Annotated in this window: 17 protein-coding genes; 8 read left to right on the top strand and 9 right to left on the bottom strand. The window is 66.5% G+C overall.

Annotated features, from left to right (window positions below; genetic code table 11):
- Positions 1-105 precede the first annotated feature (105 nt).
- Positions 106-1,269, top strand: coding sequence for a nitric oxide synthase oxygenase (locus J1M86_RS15490; RefSeq protein ID WP_206510561.1), 1,164 nt, complete (start codon positions 106-108; stop codon positions 1,267-1,269).
- Positions 1,270-1,300: 31 nt separating this feature from the next.
- Here the strand turns inward: J1M86_RS15490 and J1M86_RS15485 are convergent, their stop codons facing one another.
- The 5 genes from J1M86_RS15485 to J1M86_RS15465 all read right to left on the bottom strand — a co-directional run bounded on the left by J1M86_RS15485 (position 1,301) and on the right by J1M86_RS15465 (position 6,112).
- On the bottom strand, positions 1,301-1,702 hold the full coding sequence (locus tag J1M86_RS15485; RefSeq protein WP_139318345.1) for a heat shock protein transcriptional repressor HspR: 402 nt from the start codon (positions 1,700-1,702) through the stop codon (positions 1,301-1,303).
- Positions 1,702-2,895 carry a molecular chaperone DnaJ gene (gene dnaJ / locus J1M86_RS15480; RefSeq protein WP_206510560.1) on the bottom strand — a complete coding sequence of 398 codons (1,194 nt, stop codon included), beginning with the start codon at positions 2,893-2,895 and terminating at the stop codon, positions 1,702-1,704. The genes J1M86_RS15485 and dnaJ overlap by 1 nt, the downstream gene beginning before the upstream one ends.
- Positions 2,896-2,928: 33 nt before the next feature.
- The gene (gene grpE / locus J1M86_RS15475) at positions 2,929-3,567 is read right to left on the bottom strand and encodes a nucleotide exchange factor GrpE (protein WP_206510559.1); all 639 of its coding nucleotides are present in this window, start codon (positions 3,565-3,567) and stop codon (positions 2,929-2,931) included.
- Positions 3,564-5,408: a molecular chaperone DnaK gene (dnaK, locus tag J1M86_RS15470; protein ID WP_206510558.1), complete on the bottom strand. Its 1,845-nt coding sequence runs from the start codon at positions 5,406-5,408 to the stop codon at positions 3,564-3,566. Before dnaK ends, grpE begins: the two co-directional genes overlap by 4 nt.
- Positions 5,409-5,635: 227 nt before the next feature.
- The gene (locus J1M86_RS15465) at positions 5,636-6,112 is read right to left on the bottom strand and encodes a Pro-kumamolisin, activation domain family protein (RefSeq protein ID WP_206510557.1); all 477 of its coding nucleotides are present in this window, start codon (positions 6,110-6,112) and stop codon (positions 5,636-5,638) included.
- Between the two features lie 240 nt (positions 6,113-6,352).
- Between J1M86_RS15465 and treS the strand changes: the two genes are divergently transcribed.
- Positions 6,353-8,533, top strand: coding sequence for a maltose alpha-D-glucosyltransferase (gene treS / locus J1M86_RS15460; protein WP_075840946.1), 2,181 nt, complete (start codon positions 6,353-6,355; stop codon positions 8,531-8,533).
- 37 nt (positions 8,534-8,570) lie between these two features.
- Positions 8,571-9,116 carry a hypothetical protein gene (locus J1M86_RS15455; RefSeq protein WP_241260133.1) on the top strand — a complete coding sequence of 182 codons (546 nt, stop codon included), beginning with the start codon at positions 8,571-8,573 and terminating at the stop codon, positions 9,114-9,116.
- Positions 9,117-9,168: 52 nt separating this feature from the next.
- Here the strand turns inward: J1M86_RS15455 and J1M86_RS15450 are convergent, their stop codons facing one another.
- The 3 genes from J1M86_RS15450 to J1M86_RS15440 all read right to left on the bottom strand — a co-directional run bounded on the left by J1M86_RS15450 (position 9,169) and on the right by J1M86_RS15440 (position 15,248).
- Complete coding sequence (locus J1M86_RS15450) at positions 9,169-10,623, bottom strand: dynamin family protein (protein WP_075840945.1); 1,455 nt, start codon at positions 10,621-10,623, stop codon at positions 9,169-9,171.
- Entirely contained in the window at positions 10,620-12,449 is a 1,830-nt protein-coding gene (locus tag J1M86_RS15445) for a dynamin family protein (protein WP_206510604.1), read from the bottom strand. The genes J1M86_RS15450 and J1M86_RS15445 overlap by 4 nt, the downstream gene beginning before the upstream one ends.
- Positions 12,450-12,587: 138 nt before the next feature.
- Positions 12,588-15,248, bottom strand: a complete 2,661-nt coding sequence (locus J1M86_RS15440) for an IniB N-terminal domain-containing protein (RefSeq protein WP_206510556.1) — start codon at positions 15,246-15,248, stop codon at positions 12,588-12,590.
- Between the two features lie 203 nt (positions 15,249-15,451).
- Between J1M86_RS15440 and J1M86_RS15435 the strand changes: the two genes are divergently transcribed.
- From J1M86_RS15435 to J1M86_RS15415, 5 genes are all read left to right on the top strand, one after another.
- Positions 15,452-17,314, top strand: a complete 1,863-nt coding sequence (locus J1M86_RS15435; RefSeq protein ID WP_307786654.1) for an Hsp70 family protein — start codon at positions 15,452-15,454, stop codon at positions 17,312-17,314.
- A 5-nt stretch (positions 17,315-17,319) separates the two neighbouring features.
- Positions 17,320-19,461, top strand: coding sequence for a LuxR C-terminal-related transcriptional regulator (locus tag J1M86_RS15430; protein WP_206510555.1), 2,142 nt, complete (start codon positions 17,320-17,322; stop codon positions 19,459-19,461).
- 89 nt (positions 19,462-19,550) lie between these two features.
- Positions 19,551-20,669 (top strand): hypothetical protein, encoded by a 1,119-nt coding sequence (locus J1M86_RS15425; RefSeq protein WP_206510554.1) that lies wholly within the window; start codon positions 19,551-19,553, stop codon positions 20,667-20,669.
- The gene (locus tag J1M86_RS15420; RefSeq protein ID WP_206510553.1) at positions 20,669-21,706 is read left to right on the top strand and encodes a hypothetical protein; all 1,038 of its coding nucleotides are present in this window, start codon (positions 20,669-20,671) and stop codon (positions 21,704-21,706) included. The genes J1M86_RS15425 and J1M86_RS15420 overlap by 1 nt, the downstream gene beginning before the upstream one ends.
- A 40-nt stretch (positions 21,707-21,746) precedes the next feature.
- Positions 21,747-23,081, top strand: a complete 1,335-nt coding sequence (locus J1M86_RS15415) for a S1 family peptidase (protein ID WP_206510552.1) — start codon at positions 21,747-21,749, stop codon at positions 23,079-23,081.
- Between the two features lie 356 nt (positions 23,082-23,437).
- Here the strand turns inward: J1M86_RS15415 and J1M86_RS15410 are convergent, their stop codons facing one another.
- A complete protein-coding gene (locus tag J1M86_RS15410) occupies positions 23,438-24,100 on the bottom strand; it encodes a hypothetical protein (RefSeq protein WP_075840941.1) in 663 nt (220 codons plus the stop codon).
- Positions 24,101-24,464 lie beyond the last annotated feature (364 nt).

Genomic DNA, 24,464 nt, shown 5'->3' with positions numbered 1-24,464 from the left:
TGGCAGGCATAGCGTTTCGGGCCTTTCCAGCAACTCGTCGAGGCTCTACTATCGCAGCGACGATAGAGATCGAAAAGGGTGCAATCGAAACGGGGTAGGCCAATCGTGACTGTCGCTGTCGGGGCGAACACACAAGCAACAGCGCAGAAACGAAATGGGGATCCAGGCAGCAACGACACGGACTTCTCCCGTCGTCTACGCGAGTGCCGTGAGTTCTTCGAACTGCCCGAATTGGCGCACTTGCCGGCCGAGCGGAAAACCAGCGCCCTGAAAGAGATGCGCCGAACCGGGACATACGTGCAGTCGGCCGAGGAGATACTCATCGGCGCCAAACTCGCGTGGCGCAACCACGCTCGATGCGTCGGCCGCAAGCACTGGCGCACCCTCGAGCTCATCGACGCCCGCCATGCCACGTCCGCGCAGGACATCGCCGACGCGTGCTTCGAACATCTCACGGTCGCGACGAACGGTGGGGCACTGCGGTCCGTCGTCACCGTCGGCCCACCGCCGCTCACCGACGGTCGCGAGTACCGCATCCTCAACCCACAACTGATTCGGTACGCCGGCTATCGCGGTTCGGACGGCACCGTTGTCGGCGATCCCGCCCATCTCGAACTCACCGAGCTCGCGGTAAGTCTGGGATGGCAGGGCGAGGGCACCGCATTCGACGTGCTGCCGCTGATGATCTCCACCCCCGACGAGCCCGTTCAACTGTTCGATGTGCCGTCCGAGCTGGTATTGGAGGTGCCGCTGGTGCACCCGAACTACCGGTGGTTCGCCGATCTCGGCCTGAAGTGGCATGCCGTTCCCGCGGTATCGGACATGGATCTCGAGATCGGCGGGGTTCGCTACCCGTGTGCGCCGTTCAACGGGTGGTACGTCAACACCGAGGTCGGAGCCAGGAACTTCAGCGATACCGATCGATACGACATGCTGCCGACCATCGCCAAGAAACTCCGGCTGGACAGAAGTTCGGACCGCACACTGTGGAAGGACCGCGCCCTCGTGGAGCTCAACAGAGCGGTCATCCACAGTTTCCGCGAGTCGGGGGCATACATGGTCGACCATCACACCGTCGCCAAGCAGTTCGTCGACCATGTCGAGCGTGAAGCCAAAGCTGGGAGATCGTGCCCGACGGATTGGTCGTGGATCAATCCCCCGATGTCCTCCTCGATCACCCCGACGTTCCACCGACTCTACGATCCACCGGACCTCGACATCAGACCGAATTTCGTGTCCCGTCGAGGGTCGGGCTGCCCATTCTCCTGAGCGAGCAGCGCGAACAGTGAGGACGAACTTCTCAGCGCTGGTGCCGCGGCTTCCACACCACGAGTGCGTTTCGCTGCACGGGAACGAGATCGCGCCGGTAGCCGGCGTGGACGTTGGCGAGTTCCTGGGCGAGCTCGGACACCCGAGCCTGCAGCGCTTCGACCTGATTGGTCAGCTCGATGATGCGTTTGATGCCCGCGAGGTTGACGCCCTCGTCCTGGGAGAGGCGCTGAACTTCGCGTAGCAACGCGACGTCCCGCGGCGAATACCGTCGACCGCCCCCGGTGGTGCGGTGCGGGGTGACCAAGCCGAGGCGATCGTAGGTTCGCAGCGTTTGTGCGTGCATTCCGGCGAGTTGGGCGGCAACGGAGATAACGAAGACCTGCGCGTCCGGGTCACCCTGCGAAGGAGTGGGTCCAGGCGGCACCGTCATCATGCACCAGCCCATCCCGCCCGCGGGTCGAATCCACTGGCCTTTTCTGCTTCCAGATATGCCCGCAGCGCCTCGGTGGCGGGATCGTCGAGCTTCTGCGGCACGGCAACCTTGACGGTGACCATCAGGTCACCCGGGGTACCTGCCTTTTTCGGTACGCCGCGACCGCGGACGCGCAGGACCCGGCCGTCGACGGTGCCGGGCGGGACCTTGACTCCGACCCGGCCTTCGAGCGTCGGGATCGAGAGCGTGGTTCCGAGCACCAGTTCGCCGTAGCTGACCGGGACGGTGATGGTGAGATCGTCGCCGCTGCGTCCGAACACCTTGTCCGGCCGGACGCGGACCGTGACGTACAGGTCACCCGACGGCGCCCCGCGCAGACCGGCTTCACCTTGACCGGCGAGCCTGATCTTCTGGCCGTCGGACACTCCCGGAGGCACGCGAACAGTGATGGTGCGGGTGCGATTCTGCACACCGCTGCCGCGGCAGTCTGCGCACGGATCATCGATGATGGAGCCGCTTCCGCGGCAGTCGTCGCACGGCTCGCTGAATCCGAACGCACCCTGGTTGCGATTGACGACGCCAGCGCCGTTGCACCTGGGACACACGCGTGGACTGGTCCCGGGCTTCGCCCCGCTGCCGTGGCACGTGGTGCACGAGGACGGGCTCGTCAGACGAAGCGGAACGGTGACGCCTTGCGTGGCCTCACGAAAAGCGAGCGTGGTTTCGGTCTCGACGTCACTGCCGCGCCGGGGACGGTTGGACGTGGTTCGCTGCTGAGGTCCGCCGCCGCGGTTGAACAATCCACCGAAGAGGTCTCCGATGCTGCCGTCGGCACCGGCTCCGGCACCAGCACCGCCGAAGATGTCGCCGACGTCGAAGGTCTGGCCTCCTCCGCCGCCGAATCCGCCGGCACCCGGGCTGAATCCGCCGCCCTGCCGACCGAACCCGCCGGAGGCGAACAGCCGCCTGGCCTCGTCGTACTCTTTGCGCTTGGCCGGGTCGATCAGCACCGACTTGGCTTCGCTGATCGCCTTGAAACGCTGTTCTGCTGCGGCGTTACCCGGGTTGGCGTCGGGGTGATTGTCCCTCGCCAACTTGCGGTAGGCCTTGTTGATTTCGTCTGTGGTGGCGCTGGAAGAAACGCCCAGCTCCTTGTAGAAGTCCTTCTCGATCCACTCCCGCTGGCTCACCGGGCGTTCCCTCCCCTCGCGCTGACTCTATTTTTACTGCTCGTCGGACGGTTGTGCTTCGACACCGTCCACGACGCCGACCATTGCGGTGCGCAACACGCGGTCACCGAGCTTGTACCCAGGCCGCATGAGCGCCCCGACGACCGGCTCGCTGCCGTCTCCCTCGTGGGAAACGGCCTCGTGGATCGCCGGGTCGAACTTGTCGCCGATGGCGCCGAAGGTGGACAGACCGATGTTGGTGAAAACACCGGCCAGCTTGTCCGCCACTGCCCTCACCGGGCCTGTCTCCAGGTCACCGTGCTGGCGAGCGCGCTCGAGATCGTCGAGCACCGGGAGCAGCTGGGATACGACGGACGCCTTCGCGTTCTCCGCTCCGGTCTGCTTTTCGCGATCGGTGCGACGCCGGTAGTTCGCGTACTCCGCCGATACCCGCTGCAGATCGGCCGTGAGCTCCAGGACCTGCGTGTCACGCGGATCCTCGAACTCCTGGACTGCGGCCACTTCGAGGTCGTGCGCCCCTTCTTCTGGAACCGAGCCGGGCTGCGGCGCAGTGCCGGTACCCGCCAGGGGTTCCGGTACTGCGTCGCCTTCCCGTGGTTCACCGGTCTCGGGGTTGATCTTTCGCTTGTCGACGAAAGTGACCGGTTCCTGCTCGGTGTTGTCCGAGGTCACTTCTTCTCCGCGTCGTCGGCGGGCTCGTCGACAACTTCTGCGTCGACGACACCGTCGTCAGCGGGCTGCGATGTGCCTTCCGGTCCGCCCTGCTCCTTGGCCTGCGCCTCGTAGATGGCGGTGCCGAGTGCCTGCGACTCGGTGGACAGCTTCTCCACGGCGGTCTTCACTGCCGAGATGTCGCTGCCTGCGAGAGCCGTCTTGGCCTCTTCGATGGCGGACTCGACGCGGCCCTTGAGCTCGGCGTCGACCTTGTCCTCGTTGTCCTTGACGAACTTCTCCGTCTGGTGCACGAGGGACTCGGCCTGGTTGCGAACCTCGGCCTCTTCGCGGCGAGCCTTGTCCTCTTCCGCGTGTGCCTCGGCGTCGGCGACCATGCGATCGATCTCTTCCTTGGACAAGCCGGAGCCGTCCTGGATCTTGATCGTGTTTTCCTTGCCGGTGCCCTTGTCCTTGGCCGTGACGTGCACGATGCCGTTGGCGTCGATGTCGAAGGTGACCTCGATCTGCGGGACGCCGCGAGGAGCCGGGGGCAGCTCGGTCAGCTCGAAGGAGCCGAGGAGCTTGTTGTGCGAGGCGATCTCGCGCTCACCCTGGAAGACCTGGATCTGCACCGAAGGCTGATTGTCGTCAGCGGTGGTGAAGGTCTCGGATCGCTTCGTCGGGATGGTGGTGTTGCGCTCGATGAGCTTGGTCATCACGCCACCCTTGGTCTCGATGCCGAGGGACAGCGGCGTGACGTCGAGGAGCAGAACGTCCTTGACCTCACCCTTGAGCACGCCGGCCTGAAGTGCGGCACCGACGGCCACGACCTCGTCCGGGTTGACGCCCTTGTTGGGCTCACGTCCACCGGAGAGTTCCTTGACCAGCTCGGAGACGGCGGGCATACGCGTCGAACCACCGACGAGCACGACGTGATCGATGTCCTTGACGGCGATGCCGGAGTCCTTGACCACTGCCTGGAACGGCGCACGGGTGCGGTCGAGCAGGTCGGAGGTGATCTTCTGGAACTCGGAGCGGCTGAGCTGCTCGTCGAGGAACAGCGGGTTCTTGTCCGCGTCGACCGTGATGTACGGAAGGTTGATCGAGGTGCTCTGCCCGGAGGAGAGTTCGATCTTCGCCTTCTCGGCAGCCTCACGCAGACGCTGCAGGGCCATCTTGTCCTTGGTCAGATCGATGCCGTTCTGAGCCTTGAACTTGTCGACGAGCCAGGTCACGATGCGCTCGTCCCAGTCGTCGCCACCGAGGTGGTTGTCGCCGGACGTCGCGCGGACCTCGACGACACCGTCGCCGATTTCCAGCAGCGAGACGTCGAACGTGCCGCCACCGAGGTCGAATACCAGAATGGTCTGCTCGCTGTCGCCCTTGTCCAGGCCGTATGCGAGTGCAGCCGCGGTGGGCTCGTTGACGATGCGCAGGACGTTGAGGCCGGCGATCTGGCCGGCTTCCTTGGTGGCCTGACGCTGTGCGTCCTCGAAGTAGGCGGGCACGGTGATGACCGCGTCGGTGATTTCCTCACCCAGGTAGGCCTCGGCGTCGCGCTTGAGCTTCTGCAGCGTGCGCGCGCTGATCTCCTGCGGAGTGTAATTCTTACCGTCGATCTCCACGTTCCAGTCCGTGCCGATGTGGCGCTTCACGGATCGGATGGTGCGGTCGACGTTGGTGACCGCCTGGTTCTTCGCGGGCTGGCCGACCAGCACTTCGCCGTTCTTGGCGAAAGCGACGATCGACGGGGTGGTGCGTGATCCCTCGGCGTTGGCGACCACAACCGGCTCGCCGCCCTCGAGGACGGACACGACCGAGTTGGTGGTCCCGAGGTCGATACCGACCGCACGAGCCATAGTGTTTCCTCCTGTTTGTAGCTTGGGGTGATTCCTAGCTGAGCGAACCTCGCTCAAGTCTGCCTCGACGATATTCGATTCGTCAACTCGGACTTGAGTCTCATCCACTCAAGGCTGTCAGAATGCACAACGGAGGGTTTCTCGGATTTGTTCCCAGGGGGCGCTGACGCGCATGTGCGCGGAAATACATAGCCGGCTATGTATTTCCGCGCACGTGTGCGAAGCGCCTAGGAGCAGTCGATGCTGAGCATCCCGACTGCGAAGTTGTCCGGGTAGTTCGCGTCGAGCTGCGGCGAGAACGTTGCCGCGCCGGCCAGCACGTTGTTCCACTCGCTCATCGGAGTGGGGACGGTGTAGACGATGCCTTCACCGGGCTCGATGACATCCTCCGGCAGCACACCGGTCAGATCGGGGGCGATGCCGTAGTTGGTGGAGATCAACGAGGCGGCGTCCGCGCCGACGTTGTTCAGGGTGATCTCGAGGGCCGCGAGCTCTCCCTCACGGTCGTCTTCCTCGGCTCGCGGCACGCAGACCGCGTCGATCGAGACCACCAGGTCGGGGGACTGCAGCTCGGAGGATCCGAAGGGCATCGGAGCCGACTCGTCTTCCTGAGCCGATGCGATGGGCGCCATGGCTACCGCGCCGACGGCGGCGGCAATTGCGGCCGTCGAGGCCAGGACGATGGTGCGGACGGTGCGACGCATGTGTTACTCCTGTGACTGAAGGGGTTATTGGTGCGATTCAACTATCGCCCACTCGAGCCGAACTTTCCAGACCGCGCAGTCTCGATTCGGTGACGGTCCAGTAAGCCCACATCTCGAATCACACCCGTGCAATTCATCGACGTGAAGGTTTCGCTGGGCCTGCGCGCGGGGATGTAACAACACTGCAGAGCATGCCTTCCCTACGTAGGGTTGAAACAAAGCGAGGGCGGAAAGAGGCACATGGATCCCGAAGTCCAGCACGAACCGAGCGAGATCACCTACGACGAGAAGTTCTATCCCGCCAGACCGCGCCCACTACGCCCCTCCGTAAGGCGGGCCGATCGAAACAGGGCAGCTCCCGTCGAAGGAGACCCCTCGGCAGCCAACCCCGAATACGTGGACTGGCTCACCGAAAAATCCATGCTGCACGACGCCAAGCTCATCGCCGAACAACTCTCCGGCAAGGGCAGCATGTGGCAGAACCCCTACGCCGATCCCGACCCACGCGCTGCCGTCGAGCGCGCGCCCGTGTGGTTCACCGCTTATCCAATCTCGGTCATCAACGCGCCCCGCACGAGTTTCCTCAGCACCCTGGGCGACGAAGCACTGTGGCAGGCGTTCTCCGAGATCGGCATCACCGCTGTCCACACCGGACCGGTCAAGGTCGCCGGCGGCATCCACGGCTGGCGTCCGACGCCGTCCGTCGACGGGCATTTCGACCGCATCGGCATGCAGATCGACCCGGCGTTCGGTTCCGAGGAGGAGTTCCGACGCCTGTGCGTCGTGGCCGCCGCCTACGAGGGCATCGTCATCGATGACATCGTTCCGGGTCACACCGGCAAGGGCGCCGACTTCCGATTGGCCGAGATGGCCGTGGCGGACTATCCCGGCATCTATCACATGGTGGAGATCGAGCCGCAGGATTGGCATCTGCTCCCCCGGGTCCGCGCCGGAACCGATTCGCAGAACATCGACGCCGAAGCCGAAGCCAATCTCGCCCGCGCGGGTTACATCATCGGGCAACTGCAGCGCGTCATCTTCTACGAACTCGGTGTCAAGGAAACCAATTGGAGCGCAACGGCTCCGGTGGTGGGAATCGACGGCGTCGAACGACGCTGGGTGTACCTGCACTACTTCAAGGCAGGTCAGCCGTCGATCAACTGGCTCGACCCCTCGTTCGCCGGCATGCGCCTGGTCATCGGCGACGCCTGCCACTCGATCGCCGACCTCGGTGCCGGCGCTCTTCGCCTCGACGCCAACGGCTTCCTCGGCGTCGAGCGGCGGGCGGAGGGTCCGGGTTGGTCCGAGGGCCATCCCCTGTCCGAGGCCGCGAACCACCTCATCGCCAGCGTCGTCCGCAAGATGGGCGGGTTCACCTTCCAGGAGTTGAATCTGACCATCGACGACATCAAGGCGATGGGTGCCAATGGCGCCGACCTGTCCTACGATTTCATCAACCGGCCCGCCTACCACCACGCACTTGTCATGGGGAACACCGAATTCCTCAGGCTCACAATGTCTTTGTCGCGTGACCATGGTGTCGACCCGGCATCTCTGGTGCACGCATTGCAGAATCACGACGAGCTCACCTTCGAGTTGATCCACTTCGCCACGCTGCACGCCGAGGACGAGTTCACCTACTGCAACGAGGTGGTCAAGGGTGCCGATCTCGGCAACCAGATTCGGTCCGAGCTCACCGATCGCCTCACCGGCCGGTGGGCGCCGTACAACCGACTGTTCACCACCAATGGAATCGCCTGCACCACAGCAAGTGTGATCACCGCCTCGCTCGGCATCCGGGATCTGGACCGCATGGACGAGACCGATATCGAAACGGTCAAGACCGCGCACCTGATGCTGGCGATGTACAACGCCCTGCAACCGGGCGTCTTCGCGCTCTCGGGTTGGGACCTGCTCGGCATCCTGCCCATCGGAGCCGAGGATGTCGCCGAGCTGATCCGCGAGGGCGACACCCGCTGGATCAACCGCGGAGCGCACGACCTCATGGACAGCTATCCCGAGGCTGTGCGTTCGGAATCCGGCATCCCCCGCGGCCGGAGCCTGTACGGATCGTTGCCGGAGCAGTTGAAGGATCCCCACTCCTTCGCCCGGCGGCTGGCGCGAATCATCGAGCTACGCAACAGGTACGGCATCGCGACAGCCCAACAGTTGGATGTTCCGACGGTCTCGCACAAGGGACTACTGGTGTTGGTGCACGACCTCGGGCAGGGCAACATCCAGGCGACGGTCATCAACTTTTCCTCCGAGGATGTCGCCGCGACCATTCAGTCCAAGTACCTGACGCCGGGGGCGGCCGTTCACGAGATGTTCGACGACACCGACATCGGCGTCGTCGACGAGTTGAACAGCTTCCCGATGACGCTCGGCCCCTACCAAGGAGTTCCGGTGATTCTCCGATGATGAGCTCCCCCGTCACAACCGAAAAGGCTCGATGCTTGTGAGTGAGCAGGGAAATCATCGTCGTCCCGAGGCCGAACCACGCCAGCAACCGCAGCGCCCGGAGTTCACGGTCGAGCCACTGCGGACCCGGGAGGAAGCGCCGCGGCCCTCACTTGCGTACCGGTTGAACGTCGCTTCGTGGGTGGCTGTGACGGTTGTCTTCCTGGCGATCGCTGGTGTGCTCGCGCTCGAATACGACGCAGTACGGTCGGCGCTGGAAACCTCTGTTCAGGAGCAGGACTCCGGGGCGAGCTCCGCCGAGGTCACCGATACGGTGACGGTGACGTTGCTGGGTAGTGCCGGGGTCGCGGCCGTGATCCTGGTGCTCGCGGGGGTCGGATCGATGTTGGCTGCGGGGCGAAAGCGCGGCGGGGCCCTCGTGCTGGTCTTCGCTGCCCTGGCGGCAATCGGTGCGTCCCTGCTCTTCTGGTCGTTCATGTCCGAGGCCGGGTCGATCGCAGCTGGGGCCCTGCAGTGGGGGCCGCTCCTCGCAGCCGGTCTCGCCGTGGTGGCTGCGGTGACCGGCTTCGCAATCCGACGATAGGCCCGTGTGTGCGTAGGTACCGCGGGCGGTACCTACGCACACACGGGGTGCATCAGCGCAGTACTGCAACGCCCTCGGCGCTGCGGGCTGCGACCTCGCAGGCTCGCGCGGTGAATTGGTCGAGTAGCGGGTGTTCGGACATCCGACGCCACTTCTGGACCGCGTCGAGCGCAGCGGTGTGCCGCTGCGCGGGCGCGCTGTCGGGGTCGAGGCCGAGTCGGGTGGACGGGTCGATGCCGTAGCCACCGATCAATCGGTGCAGTTCGGCGAGCTGGGGCTCGGGTAGCTTCGGCGCCGTGGACCGCATCCGCCCCAGTAGCCGAAGCTCCTGGAATCCGTGCACGTCGGCCATCATGCGACCGGCTTCGGCGCGAAGGGCAGCCGACTCCGAGATGGGCCGCCACTCTAGGGTGCGCTGCAATGTCACCAGCGCGGAATGGAGTTTGAGCTGGTCTGCTCGCTGACCGAACTGGACGTCGATCACCGACCGCAGTTCGCTCAGCCCGCTGCGTTCTACCAGTTCCGCCGCGAGCGTCGGCGAATCGTGCACGCCCAGCTTGATCAGAGTCACTGCCATCCGGATACCGAACAACCCGAAGCGATCGACGATCGACGCGCGCAGCTCGGGGTCGATCGGCAGCAAACCGGGCCGCGAGAAGCGGTCCGCCGACAGCATAGCCAACTGCAGATCCGCATCGGGCACCTGCGCGAGCATTTCGAATGCCGCGAACTCCGACTGCCGCAGTGTCTCGGCACCGAGCGCGAGCAGTCCGGCGACGGGTACCACCGCCTGGCACAATCCGGTTGCCTCGAGTTCTGCGGCGAACCTCGCGGCTACCTCCTTGGCGGACATCATCGCGTCCATGCGGCCCGCTCCGACCTCGTCGGCACGCGAGACGACACCGATGACGCCGAGCGGCCCCGCTTCTCCGCCCACGTGGGACGAGATCTGTCCGAGGAAGGACACATCGGTGGCGTTGAGCGTCCGCAGCAGATAGACGACGGCATCCGCCCCCGAGGACGCGTTCTCCGGCGTCAGCATCGACAGCGTCCGTGCGGAGACATCCCGTGACAGCGAGGATGTGCCCGGGGTGTCGATGATGGTCGTCTGCGTCAGTGTGCGGGCGGGCCACTCGACATCGAGCCGGTCCACGTGCGCCGCCGTCAGCTCGCCGAGGTCGAAGGTCAACCGCCCGCCTCGGCGTTGCACGGGCACGTGCGCGGAGCGATCACCGTCGTACCAGGCAGTGACACTGGGGGTCGATCCGCTGCGATACCAGGTGACCACCTTGGTGCACTCGGTGGCATCGGTGGGGGCTATGTCCTGTCCCACAAGCGCATTGAGCAGGGTGGACTTACCGGCTTTGAGCGATCCGGCCAGGGCCACGCGCAACGGTTGGTCGAGCCGCTCGAGGCATTCGGTCAGCGTCGCCGCGGCCTGATGGTCGATGGAGTATGCCTCGCGCGCGGCAGAGATCAGCGCACGAGCCTCGGCCAGCGCGGTCACTTCGCTGCTGCGTCGGGTGCGGGAGCGCCGGCGGGTACGAGGGCTGCCGCGCGCTCGTTGAGTTCGGCGACCACCTTCATCTCGCGATCCAGTTGTGCTGTGCGTGTGGCACGTTCGTTGGTCTCGACGTTCGCGGCCTCCCGAGCGGCCTGCAGCGAATCGTTGAGTGAGCGCAGAGTCTGCTCGGCGATGGAGGTGAAGTGGTCGCGAAGGACACGCTGAATGAGCCGAAGCCGATCCTTCGATTCCTTGCCGACCTGAAAGCTGACGTCGTCGGTGAAGCGTCGGATAGCAACCTTCGCCTCGGATCGACGTGCCCGAACTCGATTCTCCTTGTCCTCCTTGTACGCCTTGGTGCCCAACAACACGCCGGCACCGATCGAGATGGGGTTGAGCAAACTCAGACCGACGAATGTGGTGATCAAACCGAACATCAGCACACCGCCGTACGAACCCCGCATGCCGACGAGCACCTTCTGTGTGATGCCGAGAGCGCCGGTCTCGAGGTCGGCAAGTGAGGCAACAGGATCGAGCACGTTCTCGAGATCACCGAGGTCGAGGTCGGGCAACGAGACGGCACCGGCGGCCGCGAAATGCTCCGCGACCAGCTCGGCCAGCCACAACGCCCGCTCGTGCGCCCAGACGAAGTTGTCACCGACCGAGGCAGCGATCTGCTCTTCGAGCCAGTCGCCGAGTTCGGCCCAGTCGGACGCCGGATCTCCTTCGTCGACGGTCTGTTCGGCCTCGCGCGTGACGCGACGCAGCCGATCCCGCAGGTCGTGGTCGATGTCCGACGCCAGATCCGCGATTCCGTCGGAGAGGGTCTGTTGCCACTGGGACGTCTTCTTGTGCAGGTCCTCGGCCGCGGACTTTGCGCGCTGCAAGCCCGCCACGGCCGCTGCGGCGCGTTCCGGGTCACGCAGCGCCGCAAGCTCGCTGGCCATGGCCAACGTGAGATGTTCGGTGACCGAACGTATATCGAGGGAGACGGCGGTGCGGGTCGTGGTGTCGGCGCGCAGGACGACCTCCTCGCGCAAGAACGTGTAGAGGGCCGGGAAACCGGATTCGACGTTCAGCTCCTCGTCGTCGAGTCGCAGCGCATGCGACCGGAGCAGCGAGGACAGCGGGATCATCGGGACATCGAGTCCTTCACGCTGCAGATGCCCTCGGTTGGCCTCGACGATCTGACGCCAGTGCGGATAGAGGTCGGTTTTGGTGATCAGCACTGCCACCGACGGGCAGAGCCCCAAAACCTGGCGGAGGAACGAGATTTCGGGTTCGGTGAACTCGCGGCTGGCATCGGAGACCACCAGCACGGCGTCGGCCGAGGGTACGAGACCCAAGGTGCCGGCCGCATGCGGGTTTCCGTGACCACCGACGCCCGGTGTGTCGACCAGCACCAGGCCGTCCGCGAGCAACGGACTCGGCACGTTGACTTCGAGTCGCAACACTTCACGACCCTGGGCAAGAGGGCTGGCCGGGGTGATGCTCTGCAGTTCGGCCAACGGAACATCAACGCGCAGAACGTCGTTGCCGGGATCAGCCAGTAGCAGTTCGGCATGGGAGCGATCCGAGTTCTGGACGACGGTCGGGATGGCCGTCGTCTCGTCGTCGCCGACGGAGCACACCTCGAGGTTGAGCAGCGAGTTGACGAACTGGCTTTTTCCCTGTTTCAGCGGTCCGACGACAACGATGCGACGACGCGGATCGAGCACCCGCTCCTTGGCGAGCGTCATCCTTTCCACGAGATCGGACCGTCCGACCGTCTGGGCCACTGCCGCAGTTCGGTCGAGCAGGTCGGCCAGCTGCTTCGCTTGCCCGTCCATAGCCTTCTTTCGGATCTGGTGCGTGATGTGCTGCTGCATCGAACTGTAACGAGGAAAGAGGCCCCGGGCGTACCGAACCGCCCGGGGCCTCCTCATCCGTTCGTGCTATCGCATCAGATATTCGTTCGTGCTACCGCATCAGGGATTCAGCAGATCCGCACTGTGGTCGACGGTGGCGACCTCGGGAACGGAGTCTGCCGAGCTGTCGATGTCGCCGTGCAGGCTGGACTCCCCGCCCAAGGAGGATTCACCCTGCGCCTGCCCGAAGATGTTCGAGTCCACCGAGGACCAGGCGTTCGAGTCGAATCCGCTGGTGAGCGATCCGGACGCATCCGCGGCGCTCTCCACGCCACCGGAGAGGCCTCCTGCGGCTCCCCCGATCAGGTCCGCACCGGTATCGAAGCCGCTGTCCAAGCCGCCTGCGACTCCACCGGCAACGTCAGCACCCGTCTCGACGCCGCCCGTAAGGCCGCCCTCGACGCCACCGGCAAGACCACCCGCGACGTCTCCTGCCAGGTCCGTTCCTGCGGCCGCACCACCGGCGAGGCCGCCTGCCAGGTCGGCCCCGGCCGACGCCCCGGCATCGAGGCCAGCGCCGAGACCCGCGTTCAGGCCCGCACCCAGTTCACCGACTGCCGAGCCGCCCGCGCCGGCTGCACCGTCGAGCGCGCCACCGACACCTCCGACGGCACCGATAGCGCCGTCGACGGCACCGCCCACTCCGGATTCGAGGCCGGCGCCGGCCTCGGCAACAGCTCCCAGTCCTGTCTCGACGCCGCCGCCGAGGCCACCGGCAAGTCCGCCGCCCAGGCCACCGGCAAGTCCGCCGCCCAGACCACCCGCGAGTCCACCGGCAAGGCCGCCCACGGCACCGAGTCCTGCATCGATGTCACCGCTGCCCGCTGCTCCGCCTGTCGCACCGAGCGCGGCATCGAGTGCCCCTGTCAGCGCGCCGCCGAGTTCCGCTCCGCCACCGAGTGCGGCGCCGAGGTCGAGGGCGCCGCTGGTGTCGAGAACGGAGTCGAGTGCGCCGCCGAGTCCGGCACCCGCCTCGCCGCCCACACCGAATGCAGCGCCGAGGACGCCTTCGAGATCGGTCGCGGCGGCGAGCTCGCCCGCAGCCGAGACGTCGATGGCGGTGCCGAGTGCGGCAGTCAGGCTGCCGATGGCGCTGGTGTCCAGATCCAACGCGGATCCGAGTGCACCGCTCACCGCGCCGGCGATGTCACCGGCAGCAAGGCCGCTCAGGTCGAGATCGGCGAGTGCACCGGCGTCGAGTACCGCGCCGAGCGAGGAACCGATGGTCGACGCCAGGGCGCCTTCGGCTCCGAGGATTCCCTCCAGTCCCGAACCGAGATCGAGGTCCACGCCCCCGGCCAGATCGCCTGCGGCGCCGAGCGCTGCTGCGAGGGTGCCGTCGAGCGCACCGGCCAGTGCTCCGCCTGCACCGAGCGCTGCGCCGAGATCCAGAGCGCCACCGAGGGCCCCACCTGCACCGAGGATGGCGTCGAATGCGGCGCCGAGTCCTGCGCCTGCTTCGCCGCCGATGCCGAACGCTGCGCCCAGGAGGCCTTCGAGGTCTGCGGCACCGCCCAGACCGAGTGCGCCGTCGGCACCGATGACACCGTCGAGTGCGGCGCCGAGCGAGGCCGTCAAGTCGCCGACGATCCCGGCGTCGAGGTCGAGGGCCGTGCCGAGGGCACCGCCGATGATGCCACCGAGGTCGATGCCAGCGAGCCCGGCGAGGTCCAGATCAGCCAGCGCACCGGCGTCGAGCACGGCGCCGAGCGAGGATCCGAGGGCTGCTGCTAGGCCGCTCTGCAGTGCGAAGATGCCTTCGAGGCCTCCTGCCAGGCCGCCGGCAAGACCGGCGCCCGCGCCGATCGCAGCGTCGAGCGCGCCGCCGAGTCCGGCTGCGATCTCGGTGGCCAGGCCGGCAGCGACGCCAGCGCCGAGGTCGAGTCCGGCAGTGAGCGCGGCACCCAGCCCGCCCGCCAGGTCCCCGGCGAGATTGCCGACCAGGTCTGCGTCGAGGACTGCGCCCAGCACTCCGCCGAGGGCTGCGCCGAGGTCGGCTCCCACTGCGCCGCCGATGCCGAAGACGGTTTCGAGAGCGCCCGTCAGTGCGCCGTCGACGCCGGCGAGTACACCGAGGTCCAGGCCACCGACCGCGCTGAGAGCGGCGTCGAGCGCGGCGGTGAGTCCTGCGGTCAGGTCCGCGCCGAGGTCGATCCCGCCGCCGATGACACCGGCAAGTGCGCCGCTCAGATCGGCTGCGCCACCGAGGTCGATGGATCCGCCTGCTCCGATGATCGCTTCGAGTGCCGCGCCGAAGGCGGCACCGAGCTCGGCGCCGATCTGACCGCCGACGGCGAGCGCCGCACTCAGCGCCGCACCGATCTGCGCGGCGATATCGCCCGCCAGGTCCAGGTCGCCGCCGAAGCCGCCGCCGATACCACCACCGATGATTCCGCTACCTGCGAGCCCGCCGCCGACGATGGCGCCTGCGGCCAAACCGAGGCCGGTCGACAGTCCGCCGCCGATGGCAGCGCCGCCGGCGAGGCCACCCCCGATGCCTCCCGCGCCGCCGGCGCCGAGGATTGCCGAGAGCTGCGAGCCGGCTCCGGCGAACAGTCCGGATTCCGCTACCAGCGGTGCGACGGCGACGATGTCGGCGTGGCTGACGTCGCCGAGGCCGGCGGCGGCGAGCGCAGCGTCCGGGTTGACGCAGTACGCGGCGGCCGCCTCGTCGTCGCGGAGGAGGCTGAGGATGAAGTCGAGTACTGCGTTCGTGGCCATGGTCGTGGCTCCTTCAGTGGTGGTCGTTCGTGGTCGATCACAAGCCGTCTGCGATCGCGAAGCTGTTGTCAACAAAGCTATGGGCCCCCGCGGAATCGCCCAACGGGGCCGAACCCCCTATCGGAACGACGACGACCAGGGGTGGTCCGTTAGGGGATCGTCGGGCGTTAGGGGGTTTGCCCGCAACAACCGGCCGACCCACTGTGAGAGGTAACGAAAACTGCCATGCTGACGACAACAAGAGCGACGTCGACGGTGACGAGAATGCGGAGATGGCGATGAGTGCAGGGCTCGGAATACGGATTGGAACGGTCACCTCGGTGGCCGCGCTCGATACATCTCGCGACCCCCAGGCTCCCCGCGATTACGCCACCGACGAGGCAATGCCCACGGTTGTCCGCAGGTCCGCTCTCGACCTCAGTCCGGGTGCGGCACCCGCCCTCGCGTCGCTGTCGGAACGCCATCAGCGGCATCTGCTCGGCGGTTTCGCCGATCGCGTCGGCGATCCGGTGCCGCTGATCGACGAGGACGGCCGCACCCATCTCGCCGAGGACCTGTTCGCCACTGCCACGCGCGCGCTGATCGCGGAGATCTCCGCCGGGTCCGAGACCGAGCCGACCGTGGTGGTCACCCACCCCGATCGGTGGACCTCGTACACCACCGATGTGCTGCGCGAGGCCTTGGCGCGCGCCGGGGTATCCGACGCCACCCTCGTACCCGAGTCGTTCGCCGCGATGCGGTGGCTCGAAGGCTCCCGCGGTACGCCCGGTGACGGCTTGACTGCCATCTACGATCTCGGAGCAACCTCGCTCGGAATTACGTTGATGCGCACGGGATCCGAAGCCGGGACCATCGGCAACGGCGTCCATTCACAGGACTTCGGCGGGTCGCAGTTCGACCATCTCATCACCCAGTACATCCTCGAGACGGTGTCGAGCAGCCAGTCGTTCGAGTTCGATCCGTTCGATCCGGACACTGTCGGAGCGTTGGTCGAACTGCGTGCGCGCTGCAGCGAAGCGAAGGAACGGCTCTCGTCCGAGACGTCGACCACCGTGTCCGTCGAACTGCCCGGCTTGAACTACGAGACTCGGCTCGTTCGCGACGAGATCGAGGATCTGATCCGAGCGCCCATTCTCGGCTCGGTCGAACTGATCCGTGAAACCCTGCACACCGCGGGCCTCGACGCCTCTGACTTGACCCAGGTTCTGCTCACCGGTGGCAGCTCGAGCATTCCCCTTGTCGCCGAGTTGATCTCGTCGCAGCTGCGAGTTCCCGTCGCGACCGGTCCGCACCCCGGCCGCATCCCCGCGATCGGGGGCGCGATGATCGGCAACGAGATCGCACACACCACGGTTTCCGACGTACCCCCGGCAGCGGCAGCGGTCGATGTCACTCGGCCCGCGCCGCGTCCAGCACCGACTTCGGTCGCGTCCGCGAGCGCCGCTGCGGCCGAGCCCACCGGGATGTCGGTTCGCAAGAAGACCGGGATCGTATTCGCATCCGTGGCCGCCCTCGCGGTCATCGCCGCCGGCGGACTGTCCATCGGCACCGCCCTCAGTTCCCCCGAAACTCCCGCCGTCTCCGAGAACACTGCGGACACGACCGGCACCACGACGGCTCCCCGAGCAACGGCCCAGAACATCGCCGACGCCACCGCGTCGGCCAACGAAAGCGGTCTGCCGGCTCCTTCCGTCGCCGCCGACGGAACGCTGATTCCCGCACCCGGCACCGTTATCGCGCCCGACGGCAGCGTCGTCGCCGACCCGACAGTGGCCCCGGTCGGCGGTGGCGCCCCAGCGGCGCCGGCACCGGCACCGGCACCGGCTGTACCCAACATTCCGGCACCGCCTGCACCGAACATTCCGGCACCGCAGCCGCCGGCGTACACTCCGCCGCCCATCAGCCCACCCCAGTACAACGGTCCCACCCTCGGCGACGTCGGTGACGGCGTCGGCGGAGTGGTCGGTGGCGTCGGTGACGGCCTCGGTGGTGTGGTCGGCGGCGTCGGTGACGGGCTCGGCAACGTCGTCGGCGGCCTCACCGGTCCGCTTGTGGGCGGAAGCTGAGCTTCGTGCAGGTCGCGCTTACCAAGGCCGAGATTTCATCCCTCGCCGTCGAGCGTGGACGCCCGGTTTCGGGGGCACTCGCGGGCGCCATCGCCACCGTGACGGGTGGAACCCCGCGGACGGTGGCGATCGCCCTCGACGCCGCTGCGCGAACCGAGGCCGACCTGCCTGTCACCAAGGCCATCTCCGACGCCGTACACATCCATCGGGCCGAGGTCCTGCGCGGAATGAACGAGGTGGAGCAGACCGTCGTCGCGCTCGCGCATTTCGGTGTCGGCTCGGATGTGGAAGTGCTGAACGAGCTCGTCGAATCCGTTGACTCGTCGGATATCTCGTCGGTGATCGAGCGTGCCGTCGACGACGGCCTTCTCACCGGGTCGGCATTCGCGCTTCCCGACGTTCACCGAGCCCTGGCCGATGCCATGGGCCGGCGTCGACTCACTGCCTGCCTGACGCGTCTTCTCGAATACCGCTGCAAGACCGACACTCTCGACGACGCCACCGCTGTTGCCCTGTCGAACGCAGGTGTTCGACATGCCGAGTTGGCGAATCATCTGACCGCTGCCGCAGGTGCGGCGGTACCGGAATCGGCGTCGACCCTCTTCGATTGCGCGGTGGCCGCGGGTGCCGATCCGCTGATGCTCGCGGCCCGACGCGCCGAAGCGGCAGTGGCACTGGGTGATCTGGACACAGCCGAACGGCTCTGCGACTCGGTACTCGAGCAGTTCGAGGTGGTCGGCATCGATCGGTTGCGCACGGCAGTACGAGTGTCGGCGACGGTCGCGGCCGAGCGGGGGATGGCGCAGCGCAGCCTTGCGCTCTACGCGTGGCTCGGCGCCGAACGAGTCGGCCCCGATCTCGACGTCGCGGTGTCTGTTGCGTTGACGGCGGGCGATCCGGGCACCGCCGACGCCCTGGCCGCACCGCCCAGCGCTGCTCCCCTGACCTCGGCACCGCCCACATCGTCGAGCGCGGCGGCGACGTTGCTCGCCGACGGTGTTCGCCAGACGATCGATGCGACCTCGACGGCCGAGACCGCGGCAGCCACGAACACGGTGATGCGGGCGTTGACGCTCTCCGGTGCAGCCCGCACAGTTGTTCCCAACAGTCCCGCCGACATCGCAGTTCTCTTCGCTCTGCACTGCGGCGATGTGGCGCGGGCGGAGTCGACTGCCGCGCGGGCCGCTGCGACGCTGCCCCCGCGGCATCCCGAGGCGGCGCGCATTGCACTGCTGCGGGCCTGGGCCTCGATGCTGGCAGGCAACCTCGCCGAGGCACAGGCACGTCTCGATGTTCTCGACATTCCTCTCTCGCACAGCCGAAATCGGCTCTACCTGCACGCAATGCGGGTCGGCCTCGCCCGACGCTCCGGTGACACCGGATCGCTGCTGACCGCCTGGGAGGATGCGCAGGACATCATCGCGCAGTACTCCGTCGACCTGCTCTCCTTCCTTCCCGTCGGCGAGTTGTGGCTCGGCGCGGTACGCGTCGGGCAACTCGAACGCATGTCGCACCTGATCACGCAGGCCGAGGCGGTCGCCGAGAATCTGCACGAGCCGTCGGCGTGGACAGCCGCGCTGCACTGGTACGGCGTGCAAGCTGCCATCGCGGCCGAGCACCCCCCTGGACTCGTTCCGCATGCGCGAGCGCTGGCCGCGGCAGCGGAATCCAATCAGTACAGCGCTGCCCTGGCCACAGCGGGACGCGCGTGGCTCGCCGTGCTGCAAGGTCACCCCGACGCTGTGGAGGTCGAGTCCGCTGCTCAGGGTCTGGCCCGCATCGCCCTGTCCTGGGACGGAGCACGGCTGGCCAGCGAAGCAGCACTGCGCGTCGCCGACACTCGCGCGGCGACGACCTTGCTGCAAGTTGCGCGGTCGCTGCGCCAGCCGGTGGCCGCGCCGAGTGCAGTCGCCGAGGAGCCGAAGGGTTCGCTCAGCGCGCGCGAAGCCGAGGTGGCCGAACTACTCGTACTCGGCGTCACCTATCGCGAAGCCGGCGCACGTCTCTATATCTCCGCCAAGACCGTCGAACATCACGTCGCCCGCATTCGGCGGCGTCTCGGCGCTGGCTCGCGGTCGGAGCTGCTGTCGATGTTGCGAGCGATGGGGTACGGCTCCACCGGAAGCGACGAACAGGTGCGTGTGTAACTACTGGGCCGCCCGGCGCGACATGCATGTCGAGAGGCGATCGGGTCCGGTCGCCTCGGACGGCACGCGCAGACGGGGTAGCGAAGACAATGATCGACCAGTACGTGGATGGATTGCCCGATGTCGGGCTCTACGTCGACGACGAGCGATCGATCGCCGCCGTCTCGCACCCCACGGGTGCCAACCCGTCCCTGCATGTCGCGGCCCTGCATCGCACGGTTCTGTACGTCCACGCCGACGGCTCGGCATCTCTCGGTGACACGACCGATCCCGACGCAGCCGTGTTCACGAATTTCGTCGCCGAGGAGGTCGAGTCGGGATTCGGGCCCGGTGCGCTCGTCGCCATGGCGTTTCGCTGCCTGCTCGCCGATGTGGCGCGCTCGCTCGGGACCGATCCGTCCGCCCTGGCCGCCGCCGCGACTTTCCCGTCCGTGTGGACCGCCGAACAGGTGTCGTCGGTGCGCATCGCGATGAACCGTATCGGGTTGGACCACGTCGCCTTGGTGCCCGAGGCGGAAGCACTCGCAGCGGGCAGGGACACAGTGCGGACAGCCTCGGATGCTGCGATCACAGTGGCGCGCGGCGCGGCGAGGATTGCCTCGGAGTTTCCCGTCGACGCGGTCACCGAGGAGATAGTGATCCCTCGACCTGCACTTCCGGTGTGGGCGCGTACCCCTGTTCTCGCCGCGGCCGCATTCGCCGCCGTTCTCGTCTTCGGTGCCAGCGTGACCGCACTGATGTTGCAGGATCGGTCGTCACCGTCGATCCCGGAGATCGACAGTGCCCTGATCGCTGCCCCGACCACGACGCAGTCTCCTCCGGCGCCAGTGCTGCCGTTCCCGACCGCGGTGCCCATCGCCGAGCCCCCAGCTGTCCCTGATCTCCCCGAAACCCCTGATCTTCCCCGAAGTTCGGCACCGGCCACCCAGGCCCCCGCTTCCGAACTCCCCGTCAGCGAACTCTCGACCGCGCCAGTGGAACAGGCGCCCGTTCAGCTCCCGCCGACGAGACCTGCCGACGGGGCATCGGACACGCCCACGCCTCCCGAGTCGCCCTCGGTCGAGGAGTCCGTGCCCCAAGACCCGACGGACACCGGCGACGGATCGACCGACGAGAGCGACGACGCTCCGGACGGCCCGGAAGGCCAGGCCGAACGCGACGCAATCGACTCCGAGCAGACCGTCACCGACGAGAACACTGTCCGCTGATGGGGTCCCTCGCCATCTCCGTCGATGACGAGACTGCCGTAGCCGTCCACCGCCGCGATGCCACGGTGGATCCCGCGGTGTTCGAGACGCCGTGTCGACTGGCGTTCGCCGAGGACGGAACCGTCCGACTCGGTGACGATGCCGAGACCGGCGCCGCCTCGGTGTCCGGGTTCGTCTCACGCGTCGGACAGCCGGCAGGAGTCGACGGGCATCGCGCCGAGGACTTGATGGCACACACCGCCAACTGCCTTCTCGCGATGGTGACGGCACTGCACGGCGGCGTCGCTCCGGCAGTGGCGATGACCCATCCGCGGAGCTGGGGTGAAGACAAGATCGCCTTGCTGCGCGACGCGTTCGAACACACCGGCTTGCACGGGGTGCTTCTCGTACCCGAGGACGCGGCGACCGGCGAGATCGACTCGATGGTTTCGGACAACCCAACCCCGGTCACCGGTGCTGCCGCGCTGGCCGTCGGTGCCCTGGCGGTGCTCGAGCGATCTACACAAGCGACCCCGGAGACGGCAGATACGGACGCCATACCCATCGTCGAGGCGCCCGCGGCGCTCGCGTTCTCCGAGGCCCCAACCTTCCCCGTGCCTGCCCTCATACCCGCCGGGAACGACGCCGGCGACGCTCGACGACGGCACCGGCCATTGCTGGTGGTCATCGGTGTGGCCGTTGCGGCGGCCCTGTCCGCGGTCGGTGTCGCGGCCGCGCTCGGTACCTTCAGCGACGGCGCCGACGTCGACCCGCCCGTCATCACCGATGCGCAGGTACCTGCGGCCACCGACGCTCCGGCGCCTGCCCCAGCCGATACCGTCGAGATTCCATTTCCGACGGCACCCGAGGCCCCGCCGTCGGACGTGGTTCCCCCGCCCGCGCCCGAACCACCCGCTTCACCTACCCCACGGCCCCTCGGTTCACCTACCCGACGATTCCCCGCCGCAACGACTCTCGGGGCACCGATTCAGGCAATTGAGGCCGCTGAACTGGCATTCGTCATCCTCACAGGGTCATGCTCTAAGGTGGGGCGCTGATGGTCGACCCCCCTGATGGTCGACTCGATGAAGGGATTTCATGCGTAACACGGGGTCACTGCGCGCCGCAGTGATTTGTTCGACGGCGTTGTTGGTCATCGGTATCTTCTCGACCCCCGCGTCGGCAGACCCTGAATCAACGGTGGACAGCTCATCCACTGTGAAACAACCTACTGCGGAGGAACTCCCACGCGAGCTCGTCGACGCCGTGGTGCGGGATCTGAAGATCTCGCCGCAGGAGTATCTCGATCGCGCCGCGCGCGCTCAGGAGTTGTCTACGTATGCGTCCGACTTCCGCGCCAGCAGACCAGCGGATTTCGCAGGCGCCTGGATCGGGCCCGACGGCAATGCCGTAGTCGCGGTCACGTCGCAGGAAGCCGCCCACGCGGTGGCCAAGGACGGCTACCAGACCACGCAGGCACCGGTGTCGGCGGACGGTTTGGAGAAGTCGCTCGCGGACCTGAACGCATGGATCGCGTCACTGCCGCGTGAGGTGGCCAGTCAGGTGAACGGCGCATCCATCGATATTCTCGAGAATCGGATCGTGCTGGACGTGGCCAACAGCCCGGTGGGCCGGGCGCTGAATCTGCCCACGCTGCTGGCGAATCTGAAGGTTACTTTGTCTCCGGGCGCCACCGTTCCCGTCGACCCATCGCCGATGGGCGGGGACACCTACATCACCACCGCAGAGGACATCGCGGACGCACCGACCAGTGCCATCAGTGTCTGCTCGTTCGGCTTCAACGCCACGGACAGATCGGGTCGACCGGTCAATCTCAGCGCCGGGCACTGCAATCCGAACGCAGCTACGGGCGTCGGCGGTGCCCCCGTCTACCTGCCGAATCCGGCGAACGTCAACAACAGCACCCAGATCGGCACGTTCGAGCGATCGAGCCTGGGTTCACCGAGCGGCCTGGACTGGTCGGTCATCGCACTGAACGAGCAGGGCGTCTCCTCGGGATTGGACCGTCCGACAGTGCGTGGCGCGTACGGCAGCACGGTGCCCATCACCGGCACTGCATCTCCCGTCGTGGGCGCGCCCGTATGCAAGTCGGGTCAGTCCTCGTCCTTCACCTGTGGCGTCGTCGCCGCTGATCGGGTCGAAACGCAATTGTTCATGGACGACGGCACCAGCCGAACCGTCCGCGGTTTCGCGAGCACCGCGTGCACGCTGTCCGGTGACAGCGGCGGTGCAATCGTGACCGGAACGCTCGCACTGGGCATCACCAGCGGGTCCAACAGCGGCGGAGCACCCGACTGCACCGAGGCAAATCTCGCTCTCGCCCAGTTCGGCGGCACCGCAAGTCTCGGCATCCCCATCGATCAGGTGGCAGCCGAAACCGGCGCGACTGTGCGTACGTTGCGCATCGACTGACCATCGCACGCTAATCGTAGTATTTACCAACCATTTGACAGTTTTTGGTTGATATTATCCAACGGACGGTATATTCCCTTGCTGAGGCTCAACACCGAGTCCGCATGCTGCAAGGGGGAGTATCGAAATGCCTGCGTTCACGATGGTTTGGTTGGACATGGCTCAGAACGTGGTCGATCTGTGGCAGGCGGCGATCGACTTCATGCCGACACCGCAGGAGCAGGACCGCCCCGCGTCCAGCTGAGCGAACCAGTCGCCCTGGCCGCTCGAGCTACTTAGCAGACAACAAAGCCCGTCACGCTCGAAAGCGTGACGGGCTTTGTTGGTGCTTCGTATGTTCGGTTCTTTAAGTTCGCTCAGCTCGCGAACTTGGTGGTTCCGGGAGGAGCGGTGAGGGTGCCGATCAGGTCGATGCCCGCGATCACCAATGTGGGTCCACCGGCGATGATTGTGCCTACGACCCCGCCGATCCCGGCGCCAGTGATTACGGATGCAATGACAGTGGGGCCGCCCACGATTCCGATGAGCCCGAGGGCAGCTCCGATGATGGTTCCGGTCAATCCACCGATCGCCGTCGCGATACCGAGCTGCGAGGAGAAGGTCTGCTGAGCCTTGAGGTTCTCGTCAGGCGATGCGACCGGTGTCGCGCCGACGCTGCGAGAGTCAGCGGAAGCCTTGGTGAAGTCGAGCACCGGCACGAGACGGAGCGTCTTGCCGTCGTCGTCGACGTTCTGCTCGTACGGGAAGTTCAGGCCGCCCAGATTGAAGGACAGCGGAAGCGTCACCACAACATTGTCGGCCGAATCGAGGACGTCGACCGTCTTGCCGTCGTCGGCGACCTTGAAGACACCCGCGTCGATGGTCGTGACGATGGTGCGATCCTCGAGGTTGGACTCGAAGCCGATTTCCTCGGAGGTGGAGGGAGCCGCTGGGGCCGGATCTGCATAGGCCGTGCCGCTGGCCAGACCCATTGCCGCCGCCAAGAAGGCAGCCGTAGCGACCAGTTTGCTGAGTTTCATGTACCGAATTTCCGTTTCTATGCAGTCTTGCCTGGCAGGTAGCAATAAAGAGCCCGTCAGACGCAGAAACACCCAGACCGAATCCGCGAATTTGTCGGTGCCGCAGCAGCATAACCCACATGTCCGACCAACCGTTATCGTCTTGGCACCCTTTTCCAGTCACACCATTCACGCGCGTCACTTCGTGGCCGAATTTGGCGCTCGATACCAGTCACAATGCCCGTTTTGGGCGCTTCAAGCCTGTCGAATTCAGCCCACGCACACGAGACCCGGAAGGGACTTAGGCCTGCCTTCTCGACAGCGCTTCGAGCACCAGGGCATAACGTGACCGACACGACGCAACCTACTGACCGGTTCAGCCCAC

The organism is Rhodococcus sp. KRD197, assembly GCF_017168235.1.
Classification (GTDB): domain Bacteria; phylum Actinomycetota; class Actinomycetes; order Mycobacteriales; family Mycobacteriaceae; genus Rhodococcoides.
This window is presented reverse-complemented; position numbering and strand designations above follow the sequence as displayed.